This is a genomic window from Pseudomonas sp. 20-5 (assembly GCF_056782835.1).
Window position 1 is genome coordinate 5,147,480 of record NZ_CM165584.1, and the last position, 24,919, is coordinate 5,172,398.

At 65.6% G+C, this 24,919-nt stretch carries 24 protein-coding genes and 1 tRNA gene; 11 read left to right on the forward strand and 14 right to left on the reverse strand.

What is annotated here, in order from left to right:
- Window positions 1-29 precede the first annotated feature (29 nt).
- The gene (gene murJ, locus AC1RB9_RS23750; protein ID WP_003456746.1) at window positions 30-1,568 is read right to left on the reverse strand and encodes a murein biosynthesis integral membrane protein MurJ; all 1,539 of its coding nucleotides are present in this window, start codon (window positions 1,566-1,568) and stop codon (window positions 30-32) included.
- A gap of 283 nt (window positions 1,569-1,851) precedes the next feature.
- Between murJ and rpsT the strand changes: the two genes are divergently transcribed.
- Window positions 1,852-2,127, forward strand: coding sequence for a 30S ribosomal protein S20 (gene rpsT / locus AC1RB9_RS23755; RefSeq protein ID WP_003094744.1), 276 nt, complete (start codon window positions 1,852-1,854; stop codon window positions 2,125-2,127).
- A gap of 66 nt (window positions 2,128-2,193) precedes the next feature.
- On the opposite strand, the gene AC1RB9_RS23760 is transcribed toward rpsT, so the two are convergent.
- From AC1RB9_RS23760 to rplU, 5 genes are all read right to left on the reverse strand, one after another.
- The gene (locus tag AC1RB9_RS23760; protein ID WP_003456749.1) at window positions 2,194-2,658 is read right to left on the reverse strand and encodes a CreA family protein; all 465 of its coding nucleotides are present in this window, start codon (window positions 2,656-2,658) and stop codon (window positions 2,194-2,196) included.
- 11 nt (window positions 2,659-2,669) lie between these two features.
- The gene (gene proB, locus AC1RB9_RS23765; RefSeq protein ID WP_003094756.1) at window positions 2,670-3,788 is read right to left on the reverse strand and encodes a glutamate 5-kinase; all 1,119 of its coding nucleotides are present in this window, start codon (window positions 3,786-3,788) and stop codon (window positions 2,670-2,672) included.
- Between the two features lie 70 nt (window positions 3,789-3,858).
- Entirely contained in the window at window positions 3,859-5,079 is a 1,221-nt protein-coding gene (gene cgtA / locus AC1RB9_RS23770; RefSeq protein ID WP_003094758.1) for an Obg family GTPase CgtA, read from the reverse strand.
- 141 nt (window positions 5,080-5,220) lie between these two features.
- Complete coding sequence (gene rpmA / locus AC1RB9_RS23775) at window positions 5,221-5,478, reverse strand: 50S ribosomal protein L27 (protein ID WP_003094760.1); 258 nt, start codon at window positions 5,476-5,478, stop codon at window positions 5,221-5,223.
- Between the two features lie 23 nt (window positions 5,479-5,501).
- Window positions 5,502-5,813, reverse strand: a complete 312-nt coding sequence (rplU, locus tag AC1RB9_RS23780) for a 50S ribosomal protein L21 (RefSeq protein ID WP_003094761.1) — start codon at window positions 5,811-5,813, stop codon at window positions 5,502-5,504.
- A gap of 240 nt (window positions 5,814-6,053) precedes the next feature.
- Between rplU and AC1RB9_RS23785 the strand changes: the two genes are divergently transcribed.
- The 3 genes from AC1RB9_RS23785 (at window position 6,054) to AC1RB9_RS23795 (ending at window position 9,754) form a co-directional block, all read left to right on the forward strand.
- Entirely contained in the window at window positions 6,054-7,022 is a 969-nt protein-coding gene (locus AC1RB9_RS23785) for a polyprenyl synthetase family protein (protein ID WP_003094763.1), read from the forward strand.
- 137 nt (window positions 7,023-7,159) lie between these two features.
- A complete protein-coding gene (locus tag AC1RB9_RS23790; RefSeq protein WP_003094765.1) occupies window positions 7,160-7,384 on the forward strand; it encodes a PA4570 family protein in 225 nt (74 codons plus the stop codon).
- 342 nt (window positions 7,385-7,726) lie between these two features.
- Window positions 7,727-9,754 carry a c-type cytochrome gene (locus AC1RB9_RS23795; RefSeq protein ID WP_003116270.1) on the forward strand — a complete coding sequence of 676 codons (2,028 nt, stop codon included), beginning with the start codon at window positions 7,727-7,729 and terminating at the stop codon, window positions 9,752-9,754.
- A 69-nt stretch (window positions 9,755-9,823) separates the two neighbouring features.
- Here AC1RB9_RS23795 and bamJ read toward each other — a convergent pair whose 3' ends face one another.
- The 6 genes from bamJ to AC1RB9_RS23825 all read right to left on the reverse strand — a co-directional run bounded on the left by bamJ (window position 9,824) and on the right by AC1RB9_RS23825 (window position 15,120).
- Window positions 9,824-10,441 (reverse strand): BamJ family beta-barrel-assembly machinery protein, encoded by a 618-nt coding sequence (bamJ, locus tag AC1RB9_RS23800; protein WP_003094769.1) that lies wholly within the window; start codon window positions 10,439-10,441, stop codon window positions 9,824-9,826.
- 84 nt (window positions 10,442-10,525) lie between these two features.
- Window positions 10,526-10,831, reverse strand: coding sequence for a DUF6482 family protein (locus AC1RB9_RS23805; RefSeq protein ID WP_003105116.1), 306 nt, complete (start codon window positions 10,829-10,831; stop codon window positions 10,526-10,528).
- A 256-nt stretch (window positions 10,832-11,087) separates the two neighbouring features.
- Window positions 11,088-11,576, reverse strand: a complete 489-nt coding sequence (locus AC1RB9_RS23810; protein ID WP_003094773.1) for a TIGR00645 family protein — start codon at window positions 11,574-11,576, stop codon at window positions 11,088-11,090.
- Between the two features lie 173 nt (window positions 11,577-11,749).
- Window positions 11,750-12,091, reverse strand: coding sequence for a PA4575 family protein (locus AC1RB9_RS23815; protein ID WP_003094775.1), 342 nt, complete (start codon window positions 12,089-12,091; stop codon window positions 11,750-11,752).
- A 150-nt stretch (window positions 12,092-12,241) separates the two neighbouring features.
- Window positions 12,242-14,695: a Lon protease family protein gene (locus AC1RB9_RS23820; protein WP_003105114.1), complete on the reverse strand. Its 2,454-nt coding sequence runs from the start codon at window positions 14,693-14,695 to the stop codon at window positions 12,242-12,244.
- A 98-nt stretch (window positions 14,696-14,793) separates the two neighbouring features.
- Window positions 14,794-15,120 carry a TraR/DksA family transcriptional regulator gene (locus AC1RB9_RS23825; RefSeq protein ID WP_003116271.1) on the reverse strand — a complete coding sequence of 109 codons (327 nt, stop codon included), beginning with the start codon at window positions 15,118-15,120 and terminating at the stop codon, window positions 14,794-14,796.
- 234 nt (window positions 15,121-15,354) lie between these two features.
- Here AC1RB9_RS23825 and AC1RB9_RS23830 point away from each other — a divergent pair, with 234 nt between their 5' ends.
- Window positions 15,355-15,843: a DUF3015 domain-containing protein gene (locus AC1RB9_RS23830; protein ID WP_003094783.1), complete on the forward strand. Its 489-nt coding sequence runs from the start codon at window positions 15,355-15,357 to the stop codon at window positions 15,841-15,843.
- A gap of 58 nt (window positions 15,844-15,901) precedes the next feature.
- On the forward strand, window positions 15,902-17,758 hold the full coding sequence (locus tag AC1RB9_RS23835) for an Lnb N-terminal periplasmic domain-containing protein (protein ID WP_003456762.1): 1,857 nt from the start codon (window positions 15,902-15,904) through the stop codon (window positions 17,756-17,758).
- On the opposite strand, the gene AC1RB9_RS23840 is transcribed toward AC1RB9_RS23835, so the two are convergent.
- Both AC1RB9_RS23840 and rtcR read right to left on the reverse strand, forming a co-directional pair.
- A complete protein-coding gene (locus AC1RB9_RS23840; protein WP_012614550.1) occupies window positions 17,752-18,306 on the reverse strand; it encodes an NADAR family protein in 555 nt (184 codons plus the stop codon). The genes AC1RB9_RS23835 and AC1RB9_RS23840 overlap by 7 nt on opposite strands.
- A gap of 55 nt (window positions 18,307-18,361) precedes the next feature.
- Window positions 18,362-19,957, reverse strand: coding sequence for an RNA repair transcriptional activator RtcR (rtcR, locus tag AC1RB9_RS23845; RefSeq protein WP_003456765.1), 1,596 nt, complete (start codon window positions 19,955-19,957; stop codon window positions 18,362-18,364).
- A gap of 314 nt (window positions 19,958-20,271) precedes the next feature.
- On the opposite strand from rtcR, the gene AC1RB9_RS23850 reads away from it, so the two are divergent.
- The 5 genes from AC1RB9_RS23850 to rtcA all read left to right on the forward strand — a co-directional run bounded on the left by AC1RB9_RS23850 (window position 20,272) and on the right by rtcA (window position 24,903).
- Window positions 20,272-20,345 (forward strand) — tRNA-Arg (locus tag AC1RB9_RS23850).
- 271 nt (window positions 20,346-20,616) lie between these two features.
- Window positions 20,617-21,762, forward strand: a complete 1,146-nt coding sequence (locus tag AC1RB9_RS23855; RefSeq protein WP_003456769.1) for a slipin family protein — start codon at window positions 20,617-20,619, stop codon at window positions 21,760-21,762.
- A gap of 55 nt (window positions 21,763-21,817) precedes the next feature.
- Window positions 21,818-23,032: an RtcB family protein gene (locus AC1RB9_RS23860; protein ID WP_003119410.1), complete on the forward strand. Its 1,215-nt coding sequence runs from the start codon at window positions 21,818-21,820 to the stop codon at window positions 23,030-23,032.
- A gap of 36 nt (window positions 23,033-23,068) precedes the next feature.
- Window positions 23,069-23,881, forward strand: a complete 813-nt coding sequence (locus tag AC1RB9_RS23865) for a nucleotidyltransferase domain-containing protein (protein WP_003105094.1) — start codon at window positions 23,069-23,071, stop codon at window positions 23,879-23,881.
- On the forward strand, window positions 23,878-24,903 hold the full coding sequence (gene rtcA / locus AC1RB9_RS23870; RefSeq protein WP_003161783.1) for an RNA 3'-terminal phosphate cyclase: 1,026 nt from the start codon (window positions 23,878-23,880) through the stop codon (window positions 24,901-24,903). Before AC1RB9_RS23865 ends, rtcA begins: the two co-directional genes overlap by 4 nt.
- The last annotated feature ends 16 nt before the right edge of the window (window positions 24,904-24,919 follow it).

The window sequence follows — 24,919 nt, forward strand, 5'->3', positions numbered from 1 at the left end:
CATGATCCCGCCGCCAGCCCGGACGCGCTTCACAGCACCGCCCGGCGGGAAAAGTCGCGCAGGCGGAAACCCAGCAGCGCGAGCATACCGAAATAGGCCAGGAGACCGGCAACCACCAGCAGGCCGAGGCGCAGGAATCGCTCCAGCATGGCGCCCTGCTCCCAGGCCGGCAGCCAGTGCATCGTGGCCAGCAGCACCGCCGACATCGCCAGCACCGCGACCACCAGCTTGACCAGGAACTTCGCCCAGCCCGGTTGCGGCAGGTACAGACGCTGCTTGCGCAGTTGCCAGTAGAGCAGGCCGGCATTCAGGCAGGCGGCCAGGCCGATGGACAGGGCCAGGCCGGCATGCTGAAGCGGGCCGATGAAGGCCAGGTTCATCAGTTGGGTGCAAACCAGGGTGAAGAGCGCGATCTTCACTGGCGTACGGATGTTCTGCTGGGCATAGAAGCCCGGCGCCAGAACCTTGACCAGGATGATGCCGAGCAGGCCGACGGAGTAGGCGACCAGCGCGCGCTGGGTCATCGCCGCGTCCACCGTGGTGAACTTGCCGTACTGGAACAGCGAGACGGTCAGAGGTTCGGCGAGGATCGCCAGGGCCAGCGAACACGGCAGCACCAGCAGGAAGCACAGGCGCAGGCCCCAGTCGAGCAGGCGCGAGTACTCATGGCGATCCTTGTTCGAATAGGTCTTCGCCAGCATCGGCAGGAGGATCGTCCCCAGCGCCACGCCCAATACGCCGGAAGGCAGCTCCATCAGGCGGTCGGCGTAGTACATCCAGGACACCGAACCGGCTGCCAGGAACGAGGCGAAGATGGTGTTGATGATCAGCGAGATCTGGCTCACCGAGACCCCCAGGATCGCCGGCAGCATCAGCTTCATCACCCGCCAGACGCCGCTGTCCCTGAGGTTCAGGCGCGGCAGCACGAGCATGCCGATCTTCCTCAGGTGCGGCAGTTGATAGAGGAGCTGCAACAGGCCGCCGGCCAGCACCGCCCAGCCCAGCACCATGACCGGCGGATCGAAATAAGGCGTGAGGAACAGCGCGAAGCCGATCATTGCGACGTTCAGCAGGGTCGGCACGAAGGCCGGCACCGAGAAGCGGTTCCAGGTGTTGAGGATCGCGCCGGCCAGGGACGACAGCGAGATCAGCAATATATAAGGAAAGGTCACCCGCAGCAGGTCGGTGGTCAGGGCGAACTTTTCCGGGGTATCGGCGAAGCCCGGCGCGGTGACCCAGATAACCCAGGGCGCGGCGAGGATGCCGAGCGCCGTGACCAGCGCCAGCACCAGCGTGAGCAAGCCGGAAACGTAGGCGATGAAGGTCCGCGTCGCCTCCTCGCCCTGCTGGTTCTTGTACTCTGCCAGGATCGGCACGAAAGCCTGGGAAAACGCCCCCTCGGCGAAGATCCGCCGCAACAGGTTGGGCAGCTTGAAGGCGACGAAAAAGGCGTCGGTGGCGAGGCCGGCACCGAAGATCCGCGCCAGGATGGTATCGCGGACGAAGCCGAGGACCCGCGACAGCATGGTGATGGAACTCACCGCCGCCAATGATTTGAGAAGATTCATGGATGTCGGGCTGCCGGCATGTCGAAATTGATCCTGTCCAAGACCGCGACCGGCCGGGCCGGTTCATCGCGCGAGTACGCCCTCGCCGCCGAACGGCGGTCCGCAAGGGCGCGCCGAGTGTAGAATGCGCGCCGGAATAAATCACCCGCAAGAAAGCAGGCGACATCCGTCGCCGATCTTTCCGGCCGCATGCGCAGCCCCTTGACAACCCCTGGAGGCGACGGCATTATTCGCGGCCTTAATTTGTTCGCTATTTACCCAGTTTTTTTCGAGGAGCTCGACGGTGGCCAACACACCTTCCGCCAAAAAACGCGCCAAACAGGCTGAGAAGCGTCGCAGCCACAACGCCAGCCTGCGCTCCATGGTGCGCACCTACATCAAGAACGTCGTGAAAGCCATCGACGCCAAGGACCTGGAAAAAGCCCAGGCCGCCTTCACCGCCGCTGTACCGGTGATCGACCGCATGGCTGACAAAGGCATCATCCACAAGAACAAGGCTGCTCGTCACAAGAGCCGTCTGAGCGGCCACATCAAGGCCCTCAGCACCGCTGCCGCCTAAGGCACGCCTTGCTCGAATAAAAAACCGGCCAATGGCCGGTTTTTTATTGCCCGCGACTCGCTCGCTTCAGCGAGCGGTCGGCCATGGCATGAGGGGAATCGCCGTCACCGCGTTCTGCGGACTACCTTCGATCACCCGGTCGCTGTAGACCAGATAGACCAAGGCATTGCGCTTGCGATCGAAGAAGCGCACCACCTGCATGCTTTTGAACACCAGCGAAGTGCGCTGCCTGAACACCTCTTCGCCATCCTTGAGTTCGCCACTGAACTGGATCGGCCCCACCTGGCGACAGGCGATCGACGCCTCGGCGCGATCCTCCGCCAGCCCCAGGCCGCCCTTGACCCCACCGGTCTTGGCGCGCGACAGATAGCAGGTCACGCCCTGCACCTTGGGATCGTCGAAAGCCTCGACGACAATCTTGTCGTTCGGCCCGACCCACTTGAACACCGTGGAAACCTCGCCGATCTCCTCCGCCCCGGCAAGCGCCGGCAACAGCAGCAGACCACCCAGCAACCCCGCGAGCTTGCGCATTCGCCCTCTCCTCAGACCAGAACCAGATTGTCGCGATGCACCAGCTCCGGCCCATCCACGTAGCCGAGCAAGGCCTCGATGGCATCCGTCGGCTGACCGAGGATCTTCTGCGCCTCCAGCGCACTGTAGTTGACCAGGCCGCGCGCCACTTCGCGCCCGCCCTGGTCCACACAGACCACCATCTCGCCGCGACGGAAGCTGCCCTGGACCGCCTTGACCCCAACCGGCAACAGGCTCTTGTGATCCTGGCTCACCGCCTTCACCGCCCCATCGTCCAGCACCAGGGTGCCGCGCATCTGCAAGTGGCCGGCCAGCCATTGCTTGCGCGCCGCCTTGCGACTGCGATCAGGGGTCAACAGGGTGCCGAGGCGTTCGCCGGCGCGCAGGCGGTCGAGGACACGCTCGATACGCCCGCCGACGATCACCGTATGCCCGCCGGAACGCGCCGCCAGGCGCGCCGCCCGCAGCTTGGTCTGCATTCCGCCGCGCCCCAGGGCGCCGGCACTGCCGCCGGCCACCGCATCGAGCTGCGGATCATCGGCACGCGCCTCGTAGATCAGTTGGGCATCGGGATTGTTGCGCGGATCGGCGTCGAACATCCCGTCGCGATCGGTAAGGATCACCAGCAGGTCGGCCTCGACCAGGTTGGCCACCAGTGCCGCCAGGGTGTCGTTGTCGCCGAAGCGGATCTCGTCGGTGACCACCGTGTCGTTCTCGTTGATCACCGGGACCACGCCCAGCTCGACCAGGGTCCGCAGGGTGCTGCGGGCGTTCAGGTAGCGCTTGCGGTCGGAGAGGTCGTCATGGGTCAGCAACACCTGGGCGGTCTGCAGGCCATGCAGGGCGAAGCTGGACTCCCAGGCCTGCACCAACCCCATTTGCCCCACCGAGGCGGCGGCCTGGAGTTCGTGCATCGCGCTAGGTCGGGACACCCAGCCCAGGCGGCTCATACCGGCGGCGACGGCGCCGGACGACACCAGCACCAGCTCGATGCCGGCGCAATGCAGCGCCACCATCTGCTCGACCCAAACGGCCATGGCATTGCGATCCAGCCCACGGCCATCGGCCGTCAGCAGGGCGCTACCGATCTTCACCACCCAGCGCCGCGCGCCAGTCACCTTGTCCCGCATACCCTCAACCTTAGAAGCCCAGGCTTCGACTCTTCAGCCCCGCCGGCCCGCCCGGCGGGGTATCACGCCATCAGGGAACGTAGAAGATCTCCGGACCGTCGCCGTCGTCTTCCTCATCATCGAAATCATCGTCATCCACCGCACCGGCGTTCTTCAGACCCGAACGCCGCAGCGCGCGCGCATCGTCCAGGGCCTGCAGACGGGCCCGCGCCTCGTCCTCGATACGCCGGTCGAGTTCGGCCAGTTCCTCGGCATACTGCGGATCTTCTTCCAGGCGCAGGGTACGCTCGTCGAGATAGCGCATGATGTCCTGGCTGAGCGCCTCGGTGCCATCGCGCTCCAGGGCGGAGATCACATAGACCGGGCCTTCCCAGCCCAACCGCTCGATCACCGCCTGCTTGCGCGCCTCGCGCTCGGCCGGATCGAGGATCTGGTCCATCTTGTTCAGCACCAGCCAGCGCTCGCGCTCGGTCAGCGCCGGACTGAAGCGACCCAGCTCGCGAACGATGACCTCGGCGGCATCGGCCGGATCGCTTTCGTCCAGCGGCGCCATGTCCACCAGATGCAGGAGGATGCGGGTCCGCGCCAGATGCTTGAGGAAGCGGATGCCCAGCCCGGCGCCTTCGGCGGCACCTTCGATCAGGCCGGGAATGTCGGCGACCACGAAGCTCTTGTAGCGACCGACACTGACCACGCCGAGGTTCGGCACCAGGGTGGTGAACGGATAGTCGGCCACCTTCGGCTTGGCCGCGGACACTGCACGGATGAAAGTGCTCTTGCCGGCATTCGGCAGTCCCAGCAGGCCGACGTCGGCCAGCACCTTCAGTTCCAGCTTGAGGTCACGCGCCTCGCCCGGCTTGCCCGGGGTGGTCTGGCGCGGCGCCCGATTGGTACTGGATTTGAAACGGGTGTTACCGAGGCCGTGCCAGCCGCCCTGAGCGACCATCAGCCGCTGACCGGGCTCGGTCAGGTCGCCGATGATTTCCTGGGTATTGGCGTCGATCACGGTGGTACCGACCGGCACCGGCAGGATCAGGTCGTCGCCCTTGGCCCCGGTGCAGTCCTTGCTGCCGCCGTTCTCGCCGCGCTGGGCATCGAAACGGCGGGTGTAGCGATAGTCGACCAGGGTGTTCAGGTTGACGTCGGCTTCCAGGTAGATGGAACCGCCGTCGCCACCGTCGCCGCCGTTGGGACCGCCCTTTTCGATGAACTTCTCGCGACGAAAGCTCATGAGGCCATTGCCGCCGTCACCGGCTTTCACGTGGATTGATACTTCATCGACGAATTTCATGGATATGCCTCCCACCACGAGGGCGGGTTAACAGAAAAAAACATAGGATACAGGATGCCCCGAAAGCAGGGCATGGCCGGAAGCCGGCGCAGAAACAAAAAAGCCCCGTCGCGAGACAGGGCTTTTTCAGCGAGCTATTGCTTAGGCAGCAACGATGCTCACGTATTTGCGACCAAAGGCGCCTTTGGTCTCAAACTTGACCACGCCGTCCACTTTCGCGAACAGGGTGTGGTCCTTGCCCAGGCCAACGCCGTAACCGGCGTGGAATTTGGTGCCGCGCTGACGAACCAGGATGTTGCCAGCCTTTACAGCCTGGCCGCCGAACAGTTTCACGCCAAGGCGTTTACTTTCTGAGTCGCGGCCGTTGCGGGTAGAACCGCCAGCTTTTTTGTGTGCCATGAGTCATATCCTCCAGAAAGGAATTAGGCCTGAATGCCGGTGATCTTGATTTCAGTGAACCACTGGCGGTGGCCCTGACGCTTCATGTGGTGCTTACGACGGCGGAACTTGATGATGCGGACCTTGTCGTGACGGCCGTGGGAAACCACTTCAGCGGTAACCTTCGCACCTTCGACGACCGGCAGGCCGATTTTCACGTCTTCGCCATTGGCAACCAGCAGGACGCGGTCGAAATCGATCGCTTCGCCGGTAGCGACGTCGAGTTTCTCGACCTTGAGGAATTCGCCTTCGGTGACTTTGTGCTGCTTGCCACCGGTAACAATCACTGCGTACATGTGTATCTCCGTTAAACCTGCTCACCCGACGCTTTATAGAAGTAGGAATCGGCCGGCATGGCTGCATGGGGTCGGATCGGACGCCCGTGCAATTGCGTAAGGCAGGGTATGCCAAGGAAGTTCAGGGCCCGCGATTGTACGGAAAGGTCCAGGCCGAGGCAAGTGCCACGGGCCTTTCCTTGACAGTCCCCCCCCTGCCACCTAGCATGCCGCGCAATCTTTGTGGAGCTATTGTCACTGATGCAACCCCAGGCCTTCTACCGCGTGGTGGCGGAAGATTTCACCGCCGTCGACGGGATCATCCGTCGCCAACTCACCTCCCGCGTTCCCCTGGTGGAAAAGATCGGCGACTACATCATCTCCGCCGGCGGCAAGCGCCTGCGCCCGCTGCTGGTCCTGCTCGCCGGCAAGACCCTGGGCTACAAGGGCGACGACCTCTGCCTGCTGGCCGCCACCATCGAATTCCTGCACACCTCCACTCTGCTGCACGACGACGTCGTCGACGCCTCCGGCCTGCGCCGCGGCCGCTCCACCGCCAATGCCCTGTGGGGCAACGCGCCGAGCGTGCTGGTAGGCGACTTCCTTTATGCCCGCTCCTTCGAAATGATGGTCGAGCTGGGTTCCATGCCGGTCATGCGCATCATATCCCAGGCCACCCGGGTGATCGCCGAGGGCGAAGTGCTGCAATTGTCCAAGGTACGCGACGCCAGCACTACCGAAGAGACCTACATGGAAGTGATCCGCGGCAAGACCGCGATGCTTTTCGAGGCCTCGACCCACAGCGCCGCCGCGCTGTGCCAGGCCGGCGAGGAACAGTCCGAGGCACTGCGCCGCTTCGGCGACTACCTGGGAATCGCCTTCCAGCTGGTGGACGACCTGCTCGACTACCGCGGCGACGCCGCGACCCTCGGCAAGAACGTCGGCGACGACCTCGCCGAAGGCAAGCCCACCCTACCGCTGATCGTCACCATGCGCGACGGCACCGAGGAGCAGGCCGCGCTGGTACGCAAGGCCATCCAGCAAGGCGGCAGCCAGGACCTGGAGAGCGTCTGTGCCGCCGTCGAGGCTGCCGGCGCCCTGGACTATACCGCCAACCTCGCCCGCGACTACGCCGCCCGCGCCATCGCCTGCCTGGATACGCTGCCGGACAACGAATACCGCTCCGCCCTGGTCGAACTCAGCGAATTCGCTGTCGCCCGGACCCACTGAACCGGGCTCGACTTGTGACGAACGCCGCCGTTTTCACGGCGGCGTTTTCGTTTTGCGACGAAAGGCACGATCAAGACTTGCTATTACGATAATAAGAATTATTCTCATCTCACAGTCTTGTCACGGAGATGAGCGCCATGACTTATTTGATCGATGCCTGGCTTGATCGGCCACACCCCTACCTGCGGATCCTGCACCGGGAAACCGGGGAAATCTGCGCAGTCCTGGAAGAAGACGCGCTGGACGAACTGCGTGACCAGGGCGGCCTGGACCTGCACGAGTTGAACTCGAGCGAACCGCTGATCCTCAAGGAGCTGGTACGCAACCTGTTCCTCTTCTGCTACGCCCGCGCCCTGCGCTGAGCCTTTGCGATGACGCCAGGACGCGTCATCCGTGCGCCGCTGCCCGGGAGGCGGATCGCACGAACGGAGGCAAAGGCGCCTCCGGCCGGTTCCGGGAAGGTCACGGACGACCTTCCCGGAGTCACTTTCCTCATGTCCCGGTCTTTCCGTAACGCCTCGCCCGAGCACGCCGGCAGCCCCTCGCCGCGATAGGGATTCCTGCCTGATCCACATCAAGCCGACCTCGCCTGAAAGCCGTTACAACAGCGGCGTGGCCGTCGTCCTGTCGACGGCCGCATAACGAAAAAAAGAATGGACCGTGGCCGAGGGGACCGCCCCAGGCCTACGCCTAAGGATGAGGAAATGCCTGCTTCTTTCCCGCGCCTCGGCTTGCTCGGCGCGCTGTGCTCCATCGTTCCCCTGCTCCATGCCAGCGAACCGACCACGGACGCTGCGCTCATCGAAAAAGGCCGCTACGTGGCCCAGCTCGGCGACTGCATCGCCTGCCATACCGGCCCGCAGGGCGCGCCGATGGCCGGCGGCCTGGAGCTGAAGACGCCAATGGGTACCATCTACTCGACCAACATCACTCCCGACCGGGAGACCGGCATCGGCCGCTACAGCTTCGAAGAGTTCGACCGCGCCATGCGCAAGGGGGTGACCGCCGAGGGAGTGAATCTCTATCCGGCGATGCCCTACCCGTCCTACGCCAAGATCAGCGAAGAAGACATGCGTGCGCTGTACGCCTACCTGATGCACGGCGTGCAACCCGTCACCCAGGCGAATACGCCGAGCGCGATGAGCTGGCCGTTCAACCAGCGCTGGGGCCTGTCGCTGTGGAACTGGGCGTTCCTCGACGACGCGCCGTTCATCCCCTCCAGCGACGCGGACCCGGCGATCAACCGCGGCGCCTACCTGGTACAGGGGCTCGGTCACTGCGGCGCCTGCCATACTCCGCGCGGCATCGCCTTCCAGGAAAAAGCCATGAGCGAAGCCGGTCGTTCCGGGCAGTTCTACCTCGCCGGAGAAACCGTCGAACAATGGCAAGCCCTGAGCCTGCGCAACCTGTGGACGGTGGAGGACACCGTGCAGTTGCTGAAGACCGGGCAGAACCGCTTCGCCACGGTGTCCGGCAGCATGACCGATGTCATCCACCACAGCACCCAGCACTTCAGCGACGACGATCTGCTGGCCATCGCCAGCTACCTGAAGTCCCTGCCGGCCGGCAAGGACGACCTGCCCATGCCCGACAGCGAACGCCCACTGGCAGCACCGGTCGACCTGTACAGCTCGCGGGGCGGTCTCGGCTACGCGCAGTTCTGCTCCGACTGCCACCGCAAGGACGGCAGCGGCGTCCCGGGCATGTTCCCGCCGCTGGCCGGCAACCCCACGGTCGCTTCGGCCAACCCGAGCACGCTACTGCATATCACCCTTACCGGTTGGAAAACCGCGCAGACCGCAACCCACTCGCGGGTCTACACCATGCCCGGCTTCGCCCAGCTGGAAGACCGCGAAATCGCCGAGATCCTCAGCTTCGTCCGCAGCAGTTGGGGCAACCAGGGTTCGTCGATCGATGCCGGCCAGGTGAAGAAACTGCGCCAGCGGATCGAGGCCGGCAACGGCCCGGCCACGACCTTCGTCTCTCCACGCCTGGCGGACATGCTCGCGGCGCCGAACGCCGAACAGGTGGTACGCGGCATGCGCCTGCACCTGGAGACCCGCGAGCTGCTGCCGGCGAACGTCGGCAACCAGTTGAACTGCACCAGTTGCCACCTGAACGCCGGAACCGTAGCCGACGGCTCGCCCTTCGTCGGCGTCTCGGCGTTCTTCCCCAGCTACGCGCCCCGGGCGGGCAAGGTCATCGGCCTGGAGGAACGCATCAACGGCTGCTTCCGGCGCTCGATGAACGGTAAGCCTCTGCCGCCGGACTCTGCCGACATGCAGGCGATGGTGGCCTACTTCGACTGGATGAAGAACAACACCCGGCCGCAGGACAAGGTCGCCGGCCGCGGCGTCGGCAAGGTCGACCCGGCGCTGAAGCCCGACCCGGAGAACGGCCGCAAGGTCTACGCCCGACAATGCGCGGTGTGTCATGGCGAGAATGGCGAGGGGCTGAGGAACAGTGCCGGCGAGATGCTCTTCCCACCGCTGTGGGGCGACGAGTCGTTCAATATCGGCGCCGGCATGGCGCGGACCTTCACCGCTGCCGCCTTCGTCAAGCACAACATGCCGATCGGCTTCCAGGAACGCTTCCCGCTCGGCCAGGGCGGCCTCAGCGACCAGGACGCAGTGGACGTCGCGGAGTACTTTTCGCACCAGCCGCGCCCGGACTTCCCGGACAAGATCAAGGACTGGCCGAAGGACAAGCGTCCGCTGGATGCCCGCTACTGATGCCGCCATGAAAAACGCCCCGTCGATGCGTCGACGGGGCGTTTCGCTCCTTCCTGGGGCCGATGCGCCTCAGAGGATTTCCAGCAGTTCGACGTCGAACACCAGCACGCTGTGCGGGGGAATGCTGCCGACGGCCTGGCCGCCATAGGCCAGTTCGCTCGGTACGTGCAGGCGCCACTTGGAGCCGGCGTTCATCAGTTGCAGCGCTTCGACCCAGCCGGCGATCACGCCGCCCACCGGGAACTCGGCCGGCTGGCCACGCTGGTAGGAGCTGTCGAATACGGTGCCGTCGATCAGGGTGCCGTGGTAGTGGGTGCGCACGGTATCCTCGCGGGAAGGCTTGGCGCCCTCGCCAGTGCTCAGCACTTCGAACTGCAGGCCCGAGGGCAGCACGGTCACGCCTTCGCGCTTGGCGTTCTCGGCCAGGTAGGCGCGGCCTTCGCCAGCGGCGGCTTCGGCCTTGGCCTGGGCTTCGGCCTGCATGCGCTCGCGGATCACCTGGAAGCTGGCCGACAGCGCCTCGCCGGAAACCCGGCTGTCGATACCTGCGAACGCATCGGACAGGCCGGCCAGGACTGCGTCCAGGGTCATGCCCGGAACCGGATTCTCGCGCAGTTGGTCGCCCAGTTGACGGCCGATGCCGTAGCTGACACGGGCTTCGTCAGTGGTCAGGTTGAGTTCGCTCATGGCGCTGCTCCGCTGTGGGGTCGAAAAAGGGCGGCCAGCCTAGCACAGAAGGCCCTTCCCCCCTACCGGCGCAGCCGCTTGTGCTCAACCCTGGCGGATCGACAGCGGCAGCCCGCCGATAAACGAACCCGACTCGGCCAGGAGTCCACACATCTCGTCATCGACATCGGCGCACACCAACTCCACCGGAACCCTGTCCAGCCCGCGCAGTACCTGGCGCGCATGCTCCACGGAGCGCAGGCTGACCGGCTGGCCGAGATCGTCCTCCACCGGATAGGCGCGGTCGCCCATCTGCGCCTCCAGGACATAGATGCCGCCCTCCAGCGACACCAGGTGCAAGGCGTCGATATGTCCGGCCTGGACCCGGCCGGCGAGATCCTGCATGTTCATCGCGAACCTCTCGAGGTTGCGCAGGCAGCGGAAGCCTCCAGGTTTCCGCCAACCGCCTCGGTCCCGACAGCGCCGGCCCGACTCCCGGCATCGTCCGGCCGGCAGGCCCCGACGATGCGAAGGACGCCCGCTCCCGGCGTCCGCCCGATATCACAGGAAAGTCTTGCCCAGGCGGCAGGCAACGCAAGCCGGAAACGCCGCCGCCCGTCCGTTTTACAACGGCCGGGCGGCGCGAGCGAAACACTGGAGAGGGTCGTCAGTGACGGGTCTGCTTATCCAGGTAGCCCATGGCGAACGCCGAGAGCACGAAGGTCATGTGGATGATCACGTACCACATCAGCTTGTTGTCCGGCACATTCTTCGCGTCCATGAAGATGCGCAACAGGTGGATCGAAGAGATCGCCACGATGGAGGCGGCCACCTTGTTCTTCAGCGAGCCGGAATCCATCTTGCCCAGCCAGCTGAGCTTTTCCTTGCCTTCGTCGATGTCCAGTTGCGAAACGAAGTTCTCGTAGCCGGAGATCATCACCATGACCAACAGGCCGCCAACCAGAGCCATGTCGATCAGTGAGAGCAGGACCAGGATCAGGTCGGCCTCGGCCATCGCGAAGATGTTCGGGATGACGTGGAATATTTCCTGGAAGAACTTGATGGTCAACGCCAGCAGCGCCAGCGACAGGCCCATGTAGATGGGAGCCAGCAGCCAGCGCGAGGCGTACATGGCGTTTTCGAAAAAGCGTTCCATGGTCTCTTGTGTGTATGTGCAGGGGAAAATGGGGCGGCGAGTATAACGCAGCGGCCGGCGGTTTTTATCCAGAAAATCTGTGGATAAATATGTGCACCGAGCCGGGATGGATCCCGCCAGCGATGATGGCACGGGGCCTCGGCCGGATTGCTCAGGCTTTGCCCAGGCGCCGCTCAGGATTCCGGGCGAAACAGGTAGTCGCCGACATGCGGCCGTCGTTCGCCATTGAGTCGGCGCAGTTCGCCCTGCAGGTGCAGGCGCCAGATCGGCGGGTCGACGGCTTCGATATAGCCTTGCTGGGCCAGGCAGTCGGCAATCGCCTGCAACACCCCTTCGGCCACCAGCGGTCCGTGGAAGGGGCCCTGGGCCTTGATCGCCGAAGGCTGGGAGCCGGACATGCCGGCGGCGCAAAGCAGGGTCCAGAGTCCGTTCTCTCCGGCCAGCGGCCTGACCACGCATTCGATTCGCGTGGTCAGCCCCAGACAAGGGCGGATGAGGCAGAGGTTACGCGGCATGGCGGCATCCTCACGGGGGTTCCCAGTTTTGAGCCTACACCTGCCGCCAGGTTCCGCATAGCGCCGGCGGGAACTTGTCCACAGGGCTGAAACGCACGAGGGCGGGGCTTTCCAGCCCCGCCCTCGACAGGTTCCGACAGCGCGCCAGGCTCAGTCCTTCTTCGCCGCGGCCTTGTCCTTCGCCACGACGGTCTCTTTCTCCGCCGGTTTGTCCTTTTCCTTGTCGTCCTCTTCCATGCCGAGTTCGGATATCTCCTGCAAGCGCGCCACGACCAGATCGTTCACGCTGCCTTTCGGGAAGCGTCCCTTCTCGTCCTGGGCACCGACCGGCTTGCCCACCAGCAGCGCCAGCGCCTCGTCCACCTCGCGCACCGCGTAGACGTGGAACTGCCCGGCGCGCACCGCCTGCAACACGCGCTCGTCGAGCATCAGGGTAGTGACGTTGGCGCGCGGGATGATCACACCCTGTTCGCCGGTCAGGCCGCGCGCTTCGCAGAGGCGGAAGAAGCCCTCGATCTTCTCGTTGACGCCGCCGACCGCCTGCACCTCGCCGAACTGGTTGATCGAGCCGGTAATGGCGAAGCACTGCTTCAAGGGCGTCCGCGACAGCGCCGAGATCAGCGTGCAGACCTCGCCCAGCGAGGCGCTGTCGCCGTCCACGTAGCCGTAGGATTGTTCCAGGGCGATGCTGGCGGAGATTTCCAGGGGGAACTCCTGGGCGTAGCGGCTACCCAGGTAGCCGGTAAGGATCATCACACCCTTGGAGTGGATCGGCTGGCCGAGGTTGACTTCGCGCTCGATATCGACGATGCCGCTGCTGCCCGGATAAACGGTCGCGGAAATCCGCGCCGGCACGCCGAACACCGAGTCGCCCACCTCCAGCACGGTCAGTCCGTTGCACTTGCCGACCGCGGCGCCAGCGGTGTCGATCAGGATGATCCCCGCCAGCATGTCGTCGAGGATCCGCGCCGACACCCGTCCGGTGCGGGTCTGCTTGGCCTTGAGGGCACGCTCGATGTGGCCGAGCTGGATCACCTCCTCGTTCGCCAGCTGACGGATGAAATCGGCTTCGCTGACCAACTGGAACAGATCGCCGATCCGTGCCGAAAGCCGCCCCTGGTGCTCGGCCAGGCGCGCGCTGTAGGTCGCCAGTCGCGCCACCGCCGCGCCGCTGAGGGGCGCCATGCCCTCTTCCGAGGTGCGCGTCTTGAGCAACTGGGCGAACTGTTCGAGGCTGTCCTCGCCCAGCGGGATGTCCTCGTCGAAGTCCACCAGTACCCGGAACATCTCCTGGAAGTCCGGATCGAGGTCCTGCAGGGTGTAGTAGATCTGCCGCGAGCCGATGATGATCACCTTCAGTTGCAGCGGGATCACCTGGGGGGTCAGGGAAACCGCAGCCAGGCGGCCGAGTTCGGCCAGCGGCGACTCCATCTTCAACTGGCGCGACTGCAGGGCACGCTTGAGCGCGTCCCAGACGAACGGCTCGCCAAGCATCTTTTCCGCTTCCAGGATCAGGAAGCCGCCGTTGGCCCGGTGCAGCGCCCCCGGACGCAACTGCCGGTAGCTGGTGTAGAGCGCCCCCTGGTCCGAGCTGTACTCGATGCGGCCGAACAGGTTGTCGTAGGTCGGGTGCGACTCGAACACCACCGGCGCGCCGCTGGTCGCGTGGTGGACGATGGCCTGGTTCGGCGCGTACTGCTCGATCAGCCCTTGCTTGCGCTGGGCGTCGGTGCGGCTGTCGTCGACCAGTTGGTCGACCACGGTCTTCAGCAGGTTCAGTTGCATCGCCTGCAGGTAGGCGCAGACGCCCGGGTTGTTGTTGTACTTCTCCACCAGAGGCGCCAGCAGGGGCTGCAGGGCCAGGGTGATGGTTTCCTCGTTGAGCTCGCGCAACTGGTTGCTCGACTCGCGCTTCCACTGCGGCAGGCTCGCCAGTTCCTCGTTGAGGTACTCCTCGAGGGCGGCGATATCCTTGTGGAAACGCTCGCGCTCGGCTTCGGGCAACTGGGCGAATTCGGCCTCGTCGAGGGCCTTGCCGTCCTTCATCGGGGTGAAGGCGACGTTGGCGCTGTCGCGGTACAGCGCCACGTCCTTCTCCAGGGCGCGCCGCTCCACCGAGTCCAGGGCGCGGTCGTAGCGCTGGTTGAAAGCGCGGTCGACGGCGTTCTTCTTCTGCTGGTAGGCCGGATGCTCGAAGACCGCCGGGAAGGTCGACATCAGGTTGTCGATCAGACGGTCGATGTCGGCGCTGAATTCGGTCGCGCTGCCCGGCGGCAGCTCGATCACCCGAGGTTCGCGCGGCTCGTCGAAATTGTTCAGGTAGACCCAGTCGGAGGGCGTGGCGACGCGCTTGCCCTCGGCTTGCAGATAGCGTTTGACGAAGGAGAAGCGTCCGGTCCCCGGCTCGCCCATGACGAATACGTTGTAACCCGGACGCGGCATCGCCACACCGAACTGCAGCGCCTCGACCGCACGCTCCTGGCCCAGCACGCCGCGGAAGGGCTCCAGGTCATCGGTGGTGTCGAAGGCGAATTGCTCGGGAGCGAACGGGCGGGTCAGTTCTTCTGGCGCCAGGCGCAGGCCGGCAGCGACGGAATCGGGCATCGGGAATCCTTGCATCGGGCGGCAGATCGCCGCGGGGTGTCGTCGCCCGCATTCTCCCCCCAGCCTCGCGCCACTGACAAGGCGCGGATGGCGCTATCTCACCGATGTACCAGGTCGGCGCAGCGCAGGCAGTATTCCGCCGCAGGCAGGGCGGCCAGGCGCGCCGGTTCGATGGCCTCGCCGCAGCGCTCGCAGTAGCCGTAGCGACCTTCCGCCAGGCGCAGGCGGGCCAGGCCGACCTGACGCATCCCCGCCTCCGCCTCGGCGAGCAGGCCTTCGAGCACTTCGTCGTTCTGGCGCTGCACCGCCTGCTCGGCGAAGTCCGGCGAATGGCTGCGCGCCAGGTCCCGACGGATCGCCGCGGCGCGTGCCGCGTACTCGGTCGCCAGGGTTTCCAGGGCGGTAGCGGGGTCGAAAGCGCTCATATCCACCTCCTGCATGAGGAACGGCTGACCAAGGCCGGTTTCGCTCAGACCGACCAGAACTTTCCCAAGTCTGGACGGTTCCAAGCGGATTGCCGCTGACGCCGGTCAATTTTCGCCCGGCATTGCGCGCTGCCACCCATTCGGTGCCTTGACACCCCGGTGGCATTCCGAAAAGCTCACGGCGTCGCTGGCCCGCTCCAGATGGCTCCGATCCACCTCAAGAGAGAACAAACGATGAAACGGATTCTGCTCGGTACCCTGTTCGCCGCCGCCTCCTTCAACGCTTTCGCCGACGCTCCCGGCGGCGCCGGCTGCGGCTGGGGCAACATGCTCTTCAAAGGCCAGCGCGGCGTGGCCACCCACGTGGTCGCGGCGACCACCAACGGTACTTCCGGCAACAACACCTTCGGCATGACCACCGGCACCAACGGCTGCCATACCAACGGCGCGCTGTCCTATGGCGGCAAGCCCCTGCTGGTGCTCGGCAGCATGATGGACGAGCTCTCCGAAGACATGGCCAAGGGCAATGGCGAAGCGCTGACCACCTATGCCGTGGTGCTGGGCGTGCAACCGCAGGACCGCGAGCACTTCGCCGCCGTCACCCATGAGCATTTCTCCGAGATCTTCAACAAGTCCGACGCCACCGCCGCCGACGTCTATGCCAACACCCAGGCGATCCTGAAACAGGACGCCCGCCTGGCCAAGTACGCCGAGCAGGCCTGAGCCTCGCCGCCTGCCCGTTCGCGGGCAGGCCCCTTTCCCCAAGCATTAAGCCTTGCCGATGCCGAAACGCCTGTTGCCCTGGATGGCGCTGTGCGCCTGCTCCCCCCTTCTGGCTGCGCCCACGGTTCCCGAGGCCCGCCTCCAGCAACTGGCCGCCGATCCCTACTGGATCGCCCTCGGCCACTACGAACGCGGCAAGCTCGGCGGTTGGCGCAGCTACGTCGACGACGAGCGGTTCTTCCTCGCCGACAACGGCGAGAGCCACCCGGACGCCGAACTGGCGGCCACGCTAAAGGCGCTCTATGCCTCGCCCAGCCTTGGCGACAAGCACGCTCAGTGCGTCTACCCGGCGCGCACCCGCTGGCTGCGCCAGCAACTGCAACTCGACGACCTGCCGCAGCCGCAGTGCGGCGAATACGACAACTGGTACCGCGACATCAACCCGCACAGCGCGGTGCTGGTGTTCCCCGCGGCCTACCTGAACAGCCCGTCGTCGATGTTCGGCCACACCCTGCTGCGCATCGACCAGGCCGACGTCACCAGCAACAACACTGCCCTGCTCAGCTACGCGCTGAACTTCGGCGCCTACATCGAAGGCATGGACAACAGCATCCTCTATGCCTGGAAAGGCCTGATGGGCGGCTATCCCGGCCTGTTCGCGCTGGTCCCGTACCGGGAGAAGCTGGCCGAATACAGCCGCCTGGAGAACCGCGACCTCTGGGAATACAAGCTGAACCTGACGCCCGAGGAGACCGGGCGCATGGTCGAACACGTCTGGGAACTCAAGCAGGTCCGCTTCGACTACTACTTCTTCGACGAGAACTGTTCGTTCCGCCTGCTCGAACTGATGGAGATCGCCCGCCCGGGCATCGAGCTGACCGAGCAGTTCCCGCTTACCGCGATCCCCACCGACACCGTCCGCGCGGTGAAGAACGCCGGGCTGATCGAGCGCATCGACTACCGGCCGTCGCGCGAGAAGGAACTGCTCGCCCGCGCCGAACCGCTCGACCATGCCGAGCGCGACTGGGCCAAGCGCCTGGCGGACGACGACAGCCTGCTCGACGCTCCCGACTTCAAGGCCCTGCCGATGCCGCGCCAGGCGCTGATCCAGGACGCCGCCTTCCGCCTGGTGCGCTACCGCGCCACCGGTCAGGCGCGTGACAGCGGCATCGCCTCGCGCAGCTACAACCTGTTGCGAGCGATCAACCGCAACCCGCCGCCGGACCTCCAGGTCGAGCGCCCCGGCCAGCCGGAGGACGGCCACGAGTCACGGACCTGGCAGTTCGGCGTCGGCAGCCGCGATGACCGCGCCTTCGCCGAATACGGCCTGCGCATGGCCTACCATGACCTCGCCGATAACGCCTATGGCTTCCCCCTCGGCGCGCAGATCGAGATCGGCCAGCTCAAGCTGCGCCAGTACGAAGGCAACCGCTGGCAGTTGCAGAATCTCGACCTGGTCACCATCCGCTCGCTGACCCCGCGCAACCAGTTGCTCAAGCCGCTGTCCTGGCAGGTCGCCGGCGGCCTGGAGCGGGTGCCGGGCGAGGACGGCGACGAAAACCTGGTCAGCCACCTCAACGGCGGCACCGGCGGCAGCTGGATGTTCGGCGACGACCTGCTGCTCTACGCCATGGGCACCGCGCGGATCGAGAACAACAGGGACTTCGCCGCCGCCATCGCCCCGGCGGTGGGCTTCGACAGCGGCCTGCTGTGGCGCAACCCGCTGGGCAACCTGACCCTGGAGGCCAAGGGCGACTACTTCCACAACGGTGAAGTGCGCCGCAGCCTGGGCTTCGTCCAGCAGGTGGAGCTGGGCCGCGACCTCGGCCTGCGCCTGAGCGCCGAACGCGAGTTCAGCCATGTCGGCAAGCCGATCAACGAGGTGAAGCTGGAGCTGCGCTGGTACTACTACTGAGCCAGCCTCCGGCGCACCTCCATCAGGGCGAAGCCGAGCAGGTTGAGGCCTTGCCAGGTCGCCGGCTCGGCTGCCAGGGGATCGCTCGCGGCCAGGCCGATGCCCCAGATCGCGTCCACCGGGCTGGCCTCGACCAGCACCCGGTCGGCGGTGCCCAGAAGGTATTTCTTCAGCGAAGCGTTCTGGCCGAACTTGCCGAGGTTGCCTTCGATCACGATTCCCACCCGCTCGGCGTTCCAGCGTGCCTCGTCGAAGCCGGCGACTTCGCGGCCGAGGGCCTTCGCCTCGCCTGGGCTGCGCGCCGCCAGGATGCGCTCGAGCAACCTAGGGTCGTCGAACAAGCGTGCCTTGGCCGCCATCATGTAATGCTCGGCGCTGGGGTAGCGCACCCCGTCGAGCTTGAACGAAGCCTCGTACCACTGGCTGAAACAGCTCTTGCCGACCTTGTCATCCGCCGCCGGGCGATGTCCCCAGAAATACAGGTATTTGAAGCTTTCGCCGGCCGCGCAGCGCTGGCGCAGTCGCTCGACGTCCATTATCTCGCTCATCGGCATTCGTCCCTGGAGCCCGTGAAAAGACGCCAAGGATATCCCGAAGTGGTGTTCAGGCGCGTATCTGCGCCCAGTCCAGGCCGAAACGCGCCAGGTACTTGCGCAGCCGGTCGGCGTCGTTGGGGTTGCGCTTGTCCTGGCGCGAAACGGCGAACAGCCGGCGTCCCGCCTCGGAAAGGGTCTTAGCCCCGCGGCACACCTCCAGCACCGCCTGCAGTTGCAGGCGGTCGAACAGATCCAGGGCCTCCACCCGCTGCCCCAGCAGATCGGCCAGTGGCTCCCGGCCCGCATCGAGCCCCCAGGCCTGGCGCAGGCGGAGGAACTCCTCCTCGACCAGCGCCTCGTCGATCCGCCCGCTGTCGGCCAGGGTCGCCATCCGTGTGATGGAAGCCGACAGCTCGCGGAAGTTGCCGGCCCAGCGCGCTTCGCTGGAACCGGCGAAGGCCAGGTAGCGACGCTTGGCCTCCAGGTTGAAACGCACCTGCCGCCCTTGCTCGCGGGCGTGCCGCTCCAGTTCGAAGTCGATGTTCGGCTCGATGTCCTCGCGGCGTCCAGCCAGGCCCGGCAGCTCGAAGGTCCACAGGTTGATGCGGGCGAACAGGTCCTCGCGGAACAGGCCTTCGGCCACTCGTCCGCGCAAGTCGCGGTGGGTCCCGGCGATAAGCTGGAAGTCGCTCTCCACCTCACGGTCCGAACCCAGCGGGAAGAAGCGCTTCTCTTCGATCGCCTTGAGCAGCATCGCCTGTTCGTCGGCGCCCAGCTCGCCGATCTCGTCGAGGAACAGCATGCCACCGTCGGCTGCGCGCAGCAGGCCTTCGCGCGCATTCTGCGCGCCGGTGAAGGCGCCCTTGACGTGGCCGAACAGGGCCGACATCGCGCCGTCGCCGCGCAAGGTGGCGCAGTTGACCTCGACGAAACGCCCGTCGAGCTGGTGCCGGCTGCGCTTGAGTTCATAGATGCGCCGGGCGAGGAACGATTTGCCGGCACCGGTCGGCCCCACCAGCAGCATGGGTGCCCGCGAACGCACGGCGACCCGCTCGATCTGCTCGATGGAGCGGTTGAAAGCGGCATTGCGCGTGGCGATTCCCGACTTGAGAAAAGCCAGGCTTTCCTCCTGTTCGCGGCGGAACCGCGAGGCGATGCGGTCGTAGCGGGACAGGTCGAGGTCGATCAGCGTCGCCGAGCCCTCGGGATGGCGCGCCTCGTCCTTGCGCCGCGACGGCGAGGTCTGCACCAGCCGGGCCGGCAGGTAGCGCGCCTCGGTAAGGAGGAACCAGCAGATCTGCGCGACATGGGTCCCGGTGGTGATATGCACCAGGTAGTCCTCGCGCTCGGTGTCGAAGGGGTAGGCGCTGACGAAATCGTGCAGGGCGCCATAGACCTCCTCGAAGTCCCAGGGGTTGCGCAGTTCCATCTGCTGCAGGCGGACCTCGGTATGCGGCGACACCGCGGCGATGTCGGCGCGAATCCGCTCGGCCAGGCCGAGGTCGCGGGCGTCGTTGCCGTGGATCAGTTCGAGGCGGTCGATCAGCAGATCCGGCTGCTGGCACAGGCCGATGCTCGGCCGCCACTTTTGCCAGCGCGCCGCGCCCTTGCCGAGACGGTCGAGGGTGGCGCCGATGAAGCCGATGGCGACCGTGCGTTTCATCACTGCTTATCCTTCAAGATAAAGATCGATATGAAAATATATAGAAATAACCAGGCATCTCTCCATCGAATTCGCCGACGAAGCGCAATAAAAAATTTATTCACCTTTAAAATCAAATAGTTAATCAAGAAACAGTCTCATCTATAAAAACCTGGCACGCCGCTCGCTATATCCATTTCGACCGCATCGCCCATGCAGGCCGACGGGTCGGGACTCCAGTCCCGCCGGTGCCCGAGCCCACCCCTGGTGTCGGCGTCGTGCATGCCGCCCGCAACAACGACGGTCATTCGCGAATGACGGCAATGCCGCTTCGCGGTTCGATAGCTCAGCCTGGTAGAGCAACCATCCACGAAATGGTCTGTCGCGGGTTCGACTCCCGCTCGAACGTTGCCTTAACGGCAATCACTCAATGGCAACACCCGCCGGTGTGGCCGAGGCGAACTGCGCAAGCGGCCAGGAAGGCCGGAGAACGCAAGGGAGCCGAAGCCGCCGCCGGCCCGTCCGGCCCGCGGTTCGGGCACGGGGCAAGGCAGGCCGGGGATCGAGGGAATCGATCGCATGGACAGGACGTCCGCCAGGCCAACCTCCTCCGCGCTCCACCCGCGACGCTCGACGGGCCGGCAACACCGGCACCACGGAAGAATGAAAGGAATGAAGAGATGAAAATGCTGAAGCGCTTTATCGTGAAGAAGAACGAACGCGGCCTGCTGTACTCCGAAGGCGACTTCCTCGCCGTGCTCGAACCGGGCACCTACCGCCGCTTCGATCCGTACGACCGCCTGAGCCTGGAAAGCTTCAGCCTGAACACCCCGCAGTTCGAACACCGCCTGGCCGGCTACCTGCGGCAGAGCGAACCGCAACTGGTGGAGCGCTATTTCACCCGGATGGACCTGGGCGACAACGAGGCCGGCCTGCGCTACGAGGACGGCGTGCTGGTGGAGCTGCTCGCACCGGGCAGCCGCCGACTGTACTGGAAAGGCCAGACCGAGCAGCGCCTGGAGCGCATCGACCTGACCCAGGACTATCGATTGTCCGCGGCGCTGGTCGCCCAGTTGCACCAGCCGAACCTGCGCGGCCGGGCCCTGGCGGGCCTGGACGCAGTGTTGCTGGTCCAGGTGCCGGCGTTCCAGGTCGGCGTGCTCAAGGTCGACGGCGCCCTTGCCGGCCTGCTGCAAGCCGGACAATACGGTTTCTGGCGCTACAACCGGCAAGTCAGCGTGGAACTGGTCGACACCCGTATCCAGGCGCTGGAGGTCAGCGGCCAGGAGATCCTCACCCGCGACAAGGTCAGCCTGCGCCTGAACCTCGCCGCCAATTGGCGCTACAGCGACGTGCTCACCGCCTTCTCGCGGCTGAGCAAACCGCTGGAGTATCTGTACCGCGAGCTGCAGTTCGGCCTGCGGGCGGCAGTGGGCACCCGTACCCTCGACGAACTGCTGGAGAACAAGCAGTCGATCGACGAAGCGGTCAGCGCCCACCTGGCCGCCAAGCTGGAAGACAGCGGCCTGGAAGTGAGCGGCCTGGGCGTACGCGACATCATCCTCCCGGGCGAAATGAAGACCCTGCTGGCGCAGGTGGTGGAGGCGGAGAAGGCGGCCCAGGCCAATGTGATCCGCCGCCGCGAGGAAACCTCGGCGACCCGCTCGCTGCTGAATACCGCGAAGGTCATGGAGGAAAACCCGACCGCGCTGCGTCTGAAGGAATTGGAAACCCTGGAGCGGGTGGCCGAGCGCATCGACCGGATTTCGGTATTCGGTGGCCTGGACCAGGTATTGAACGGACTGGTCACGCTGAAGCAGGCCTGATCACGAACGATAGCCGCGCCGTCGACAAGACGGCGCGGAGCACAAGGAAAGCACGATGAAAGACATGAATATCCTCGAAGTGGCCGGCGGCAAGCCGATCAAGCTCTGGACCCAGGGCGTCCCGGTGGAGGAGGAAGCGCGCCAGCAGTTGCTGAACACGGCGAAGATGCCCTTCATCTTCAAGCACCTGGCGGTGATGCCTGACGTACACCTGGGCAAGGGCTCGACCATCGGTAGCGTGATCCCTACCCTCGGCGCGATCATCCCGGCCGCGGTGGGCGTGGATATCGGCTGCGGAATGATCGCCGCGCGCACCTCGCTGGTCGCCGCCGACCTGCCGGACAACCTGCACGGCCTGCGCAGCGCCATCGAGCAGGCGGTACCCCACGGCAAGACCTTCGGCCGCCGCGACCGCGGCGCCTGGCACGAGGTACCGGAGGCCGCCGACCAGGCCTGGAAGGCGCTCGCCGGTCGCTTCAAGGCGATCACCGACAAGCACCCGAGGCTGGAGAAGACCAACAACCGCCAGCACCTGGGAACCCTCGGCACCGGCAACCACTTCATCGAGGTCTGCCTGGACGAGGCCGACCGCGTCTGGTTCATGCTGCACAGCGGTTCGCGCGGGGTCGGCAACGCCATCGGCAACCTGTTCATCGAACTGGCCAAGGCGGACATGCGCCAGCACATCGCCAACCTGCCGGACAAGGACCTGGCCTACTTCGAGGAAGGCAGCCGGCACTTCGACGACTACGTGGAAGCGGTGGGCTGGGCCCAGGATTTCGCCCGGCAGAACCGCGCGCTGATGATGCACGCGGTGATCGAGGCGGCGCGCCAGGTGATCCGCAAGCCGTTCGAAGCCAACCTGGAGGCGGTCGATTGCCACCACAACTACGTGCAGAAGGAGCGCCACTTCGGCCAGGAGGTACTGGTCACCCGCAAAGGCGCGGTGTCCGCGCAGAAGGGCCAGCTCGGCATCATTCCCGGCTCGATGGGGGCGAAGAGCTTCATCGTCCGCGGCCTCGGCAACCAGGAAGCGTTCTGCTCGTGCAGCCACGGCGCCGGGCGGACCATGAGCCGGACCAAGGCGAAGAAGGTCTTCAGCGTCGCCGACCAGGCGCGCGCCACCGCCCACGTCGAATGCCGCAAGGACGCCGACGTGATCGACGAGATCCCGATGGCCTACAAGGACATCGACCGGGTCATGGAAGCCCAGCGCGAGCTGGTGGAAGTGCTGCACACCCTGCGTCAGGTGGTGTGCGTGAAAGGATGACGGGCGCCCTGTGGCGCCCGCTGGGGAAGAATCGAAATGAACAGGGAAGAACGCCATCCGCTCCCCGCCGCCATGCGCGAGCGGGTACTGGATGAGCTGGAACGGATCGAACGCGAGCACGACGTAGTCGTGCTCTACGCCTGCGAGTCGGGCAGCCGGGCCTGGGGCTTCGCTTCGCCGGACAGCGACTACGACGTACGCTTCGTCTATGTGCATCAGCCCGAGTGGTATCAGCGCGTCGAGGAACCTCGCGACGTGATAGAACGTCCGCTGAGCGACGAGCTGGACATCAGCGGCTGGGAACTGCGCAAGGCGTTGCGCCTGATGCGCAAATCCAACCCGGCCCTGCTGGAGTGGCTCGGCTCGCCGCTGGTGTATCGGGAAGAGCCTGGCGTGCGCGAGGAACTGCTCTGGCTGGGCAGCGCCTTTCACTCCGTACCAGGCAGTCGCCATCACTACCTGTCGATGGCACGCAAGAACTACCGGGGCTACCTGAAGGGCGACAGCGTCCGGCTGAAGAAATACCTCTACGTCCTGCGTCCGTTGTTCGCGGTGCGTTGGCTGGATGCAGGCCTGGGCTTGCCGCCGGTGGCGTTCGAGAGGCTAGTGGAAGCCACGCTGGACGATCCGTCGCTGCGCGAAGAACTGGATGCCTTGCTGAGCCTCAAGCGTCAGCGCGACGAATCGGCCTACGGCCCTCCGCGCCTGGCGCTGCAACGCTTCATCGAAGCGGAGTTGCTCCAGGCCGAACGAGGGGCCACCCAACCAACCGGCGCGCGCCAGGACAGCCGACTGCTGGATCGCTACCTCCACGACAAGATATGGCAATACACAAGGGAAACCTCATGAGAAAGGACCTCATCGAACTCGACGGCAGCGAAGGCGGCGGGCAGATCCTGCGTAGCGCCCTGAGCCTGTCGATGACCAGCGGCCAGCCGCTGCGCATCCGCAACATCCGTGGCCGGCGCAGCCGTCCGGGGCTGCTGCGGCAGCACCTCACCGCGGTGCGCGCGGCGGCGGAAATCTGCGCGGCCGAGGTCGAGGGTGCCGAGCTCGGCTCACGCGAGCTGGCGTTCCGGCCCGGTGCGATCCGCGCCGGCGACTACGCCTTCGCCATCGGCTCCGCCGGCAGTTGCTCGCTGGTACTGCAAACCCTGCTGCCGGCGCTGCTCGCGGCAAACGGCGAAAGCCGGGTGAGGATCAGCGGCGGCACCCACAATCCACTGGCGCCGCCGGCGGACTTTCTCCGCGACAGCTGGCTGCCGCTGTTGCAGCGGATGGGCGCGGAAGTCGACCTGGAACTGCTGCGCCACGGCTTCGTACCCGCCGGCGGTGGCGAGCTGCTGGCGCGGGTACGCCCGGCACGCTGGCGGCCGCTGCAACTGGAGCATCCCGGCGCGGCGCTGCGGCGCCAGGCGCGGGCGCTGCTCGCCGGGATTCCCGGGCACGTCGGCGAGCGTGAGCTGGAGAGGGTCCGCCAGCGCCTCGGTTGGAGCGACGAAGAACGCCAGCTGGAGTTCCTCGCGGAGGACCAGGGGCCGGGCAACGCCATGCTGCTGCGGATCGACTGCGAGCACATCTGCGCGACCTTCTGCGCCTTCGGCCAGGCCGGCGTCAGCGCCGAACGGGTGGCGGAACAGGTCGCGACGCAAGCCATCGGCTGGATGGAAAGCGGCTGCGCGGCGGACGAGCACCTCGCCGACCAATTGCTGCTGCCCATGGCCCTGGCCGGCGCCGGCAGCTTCACCACGCCGCGGCTGAGCGCCCATCTGCAAAGCAACCGCCGGGTTATCGAACGCTTCCTGCCGGTGAGGATCGGCGACCAGGCGCTGGACGGCGGCGGTCATCGCATCGTCATCACATCGGCTTGACGAATTCCTCACCAAT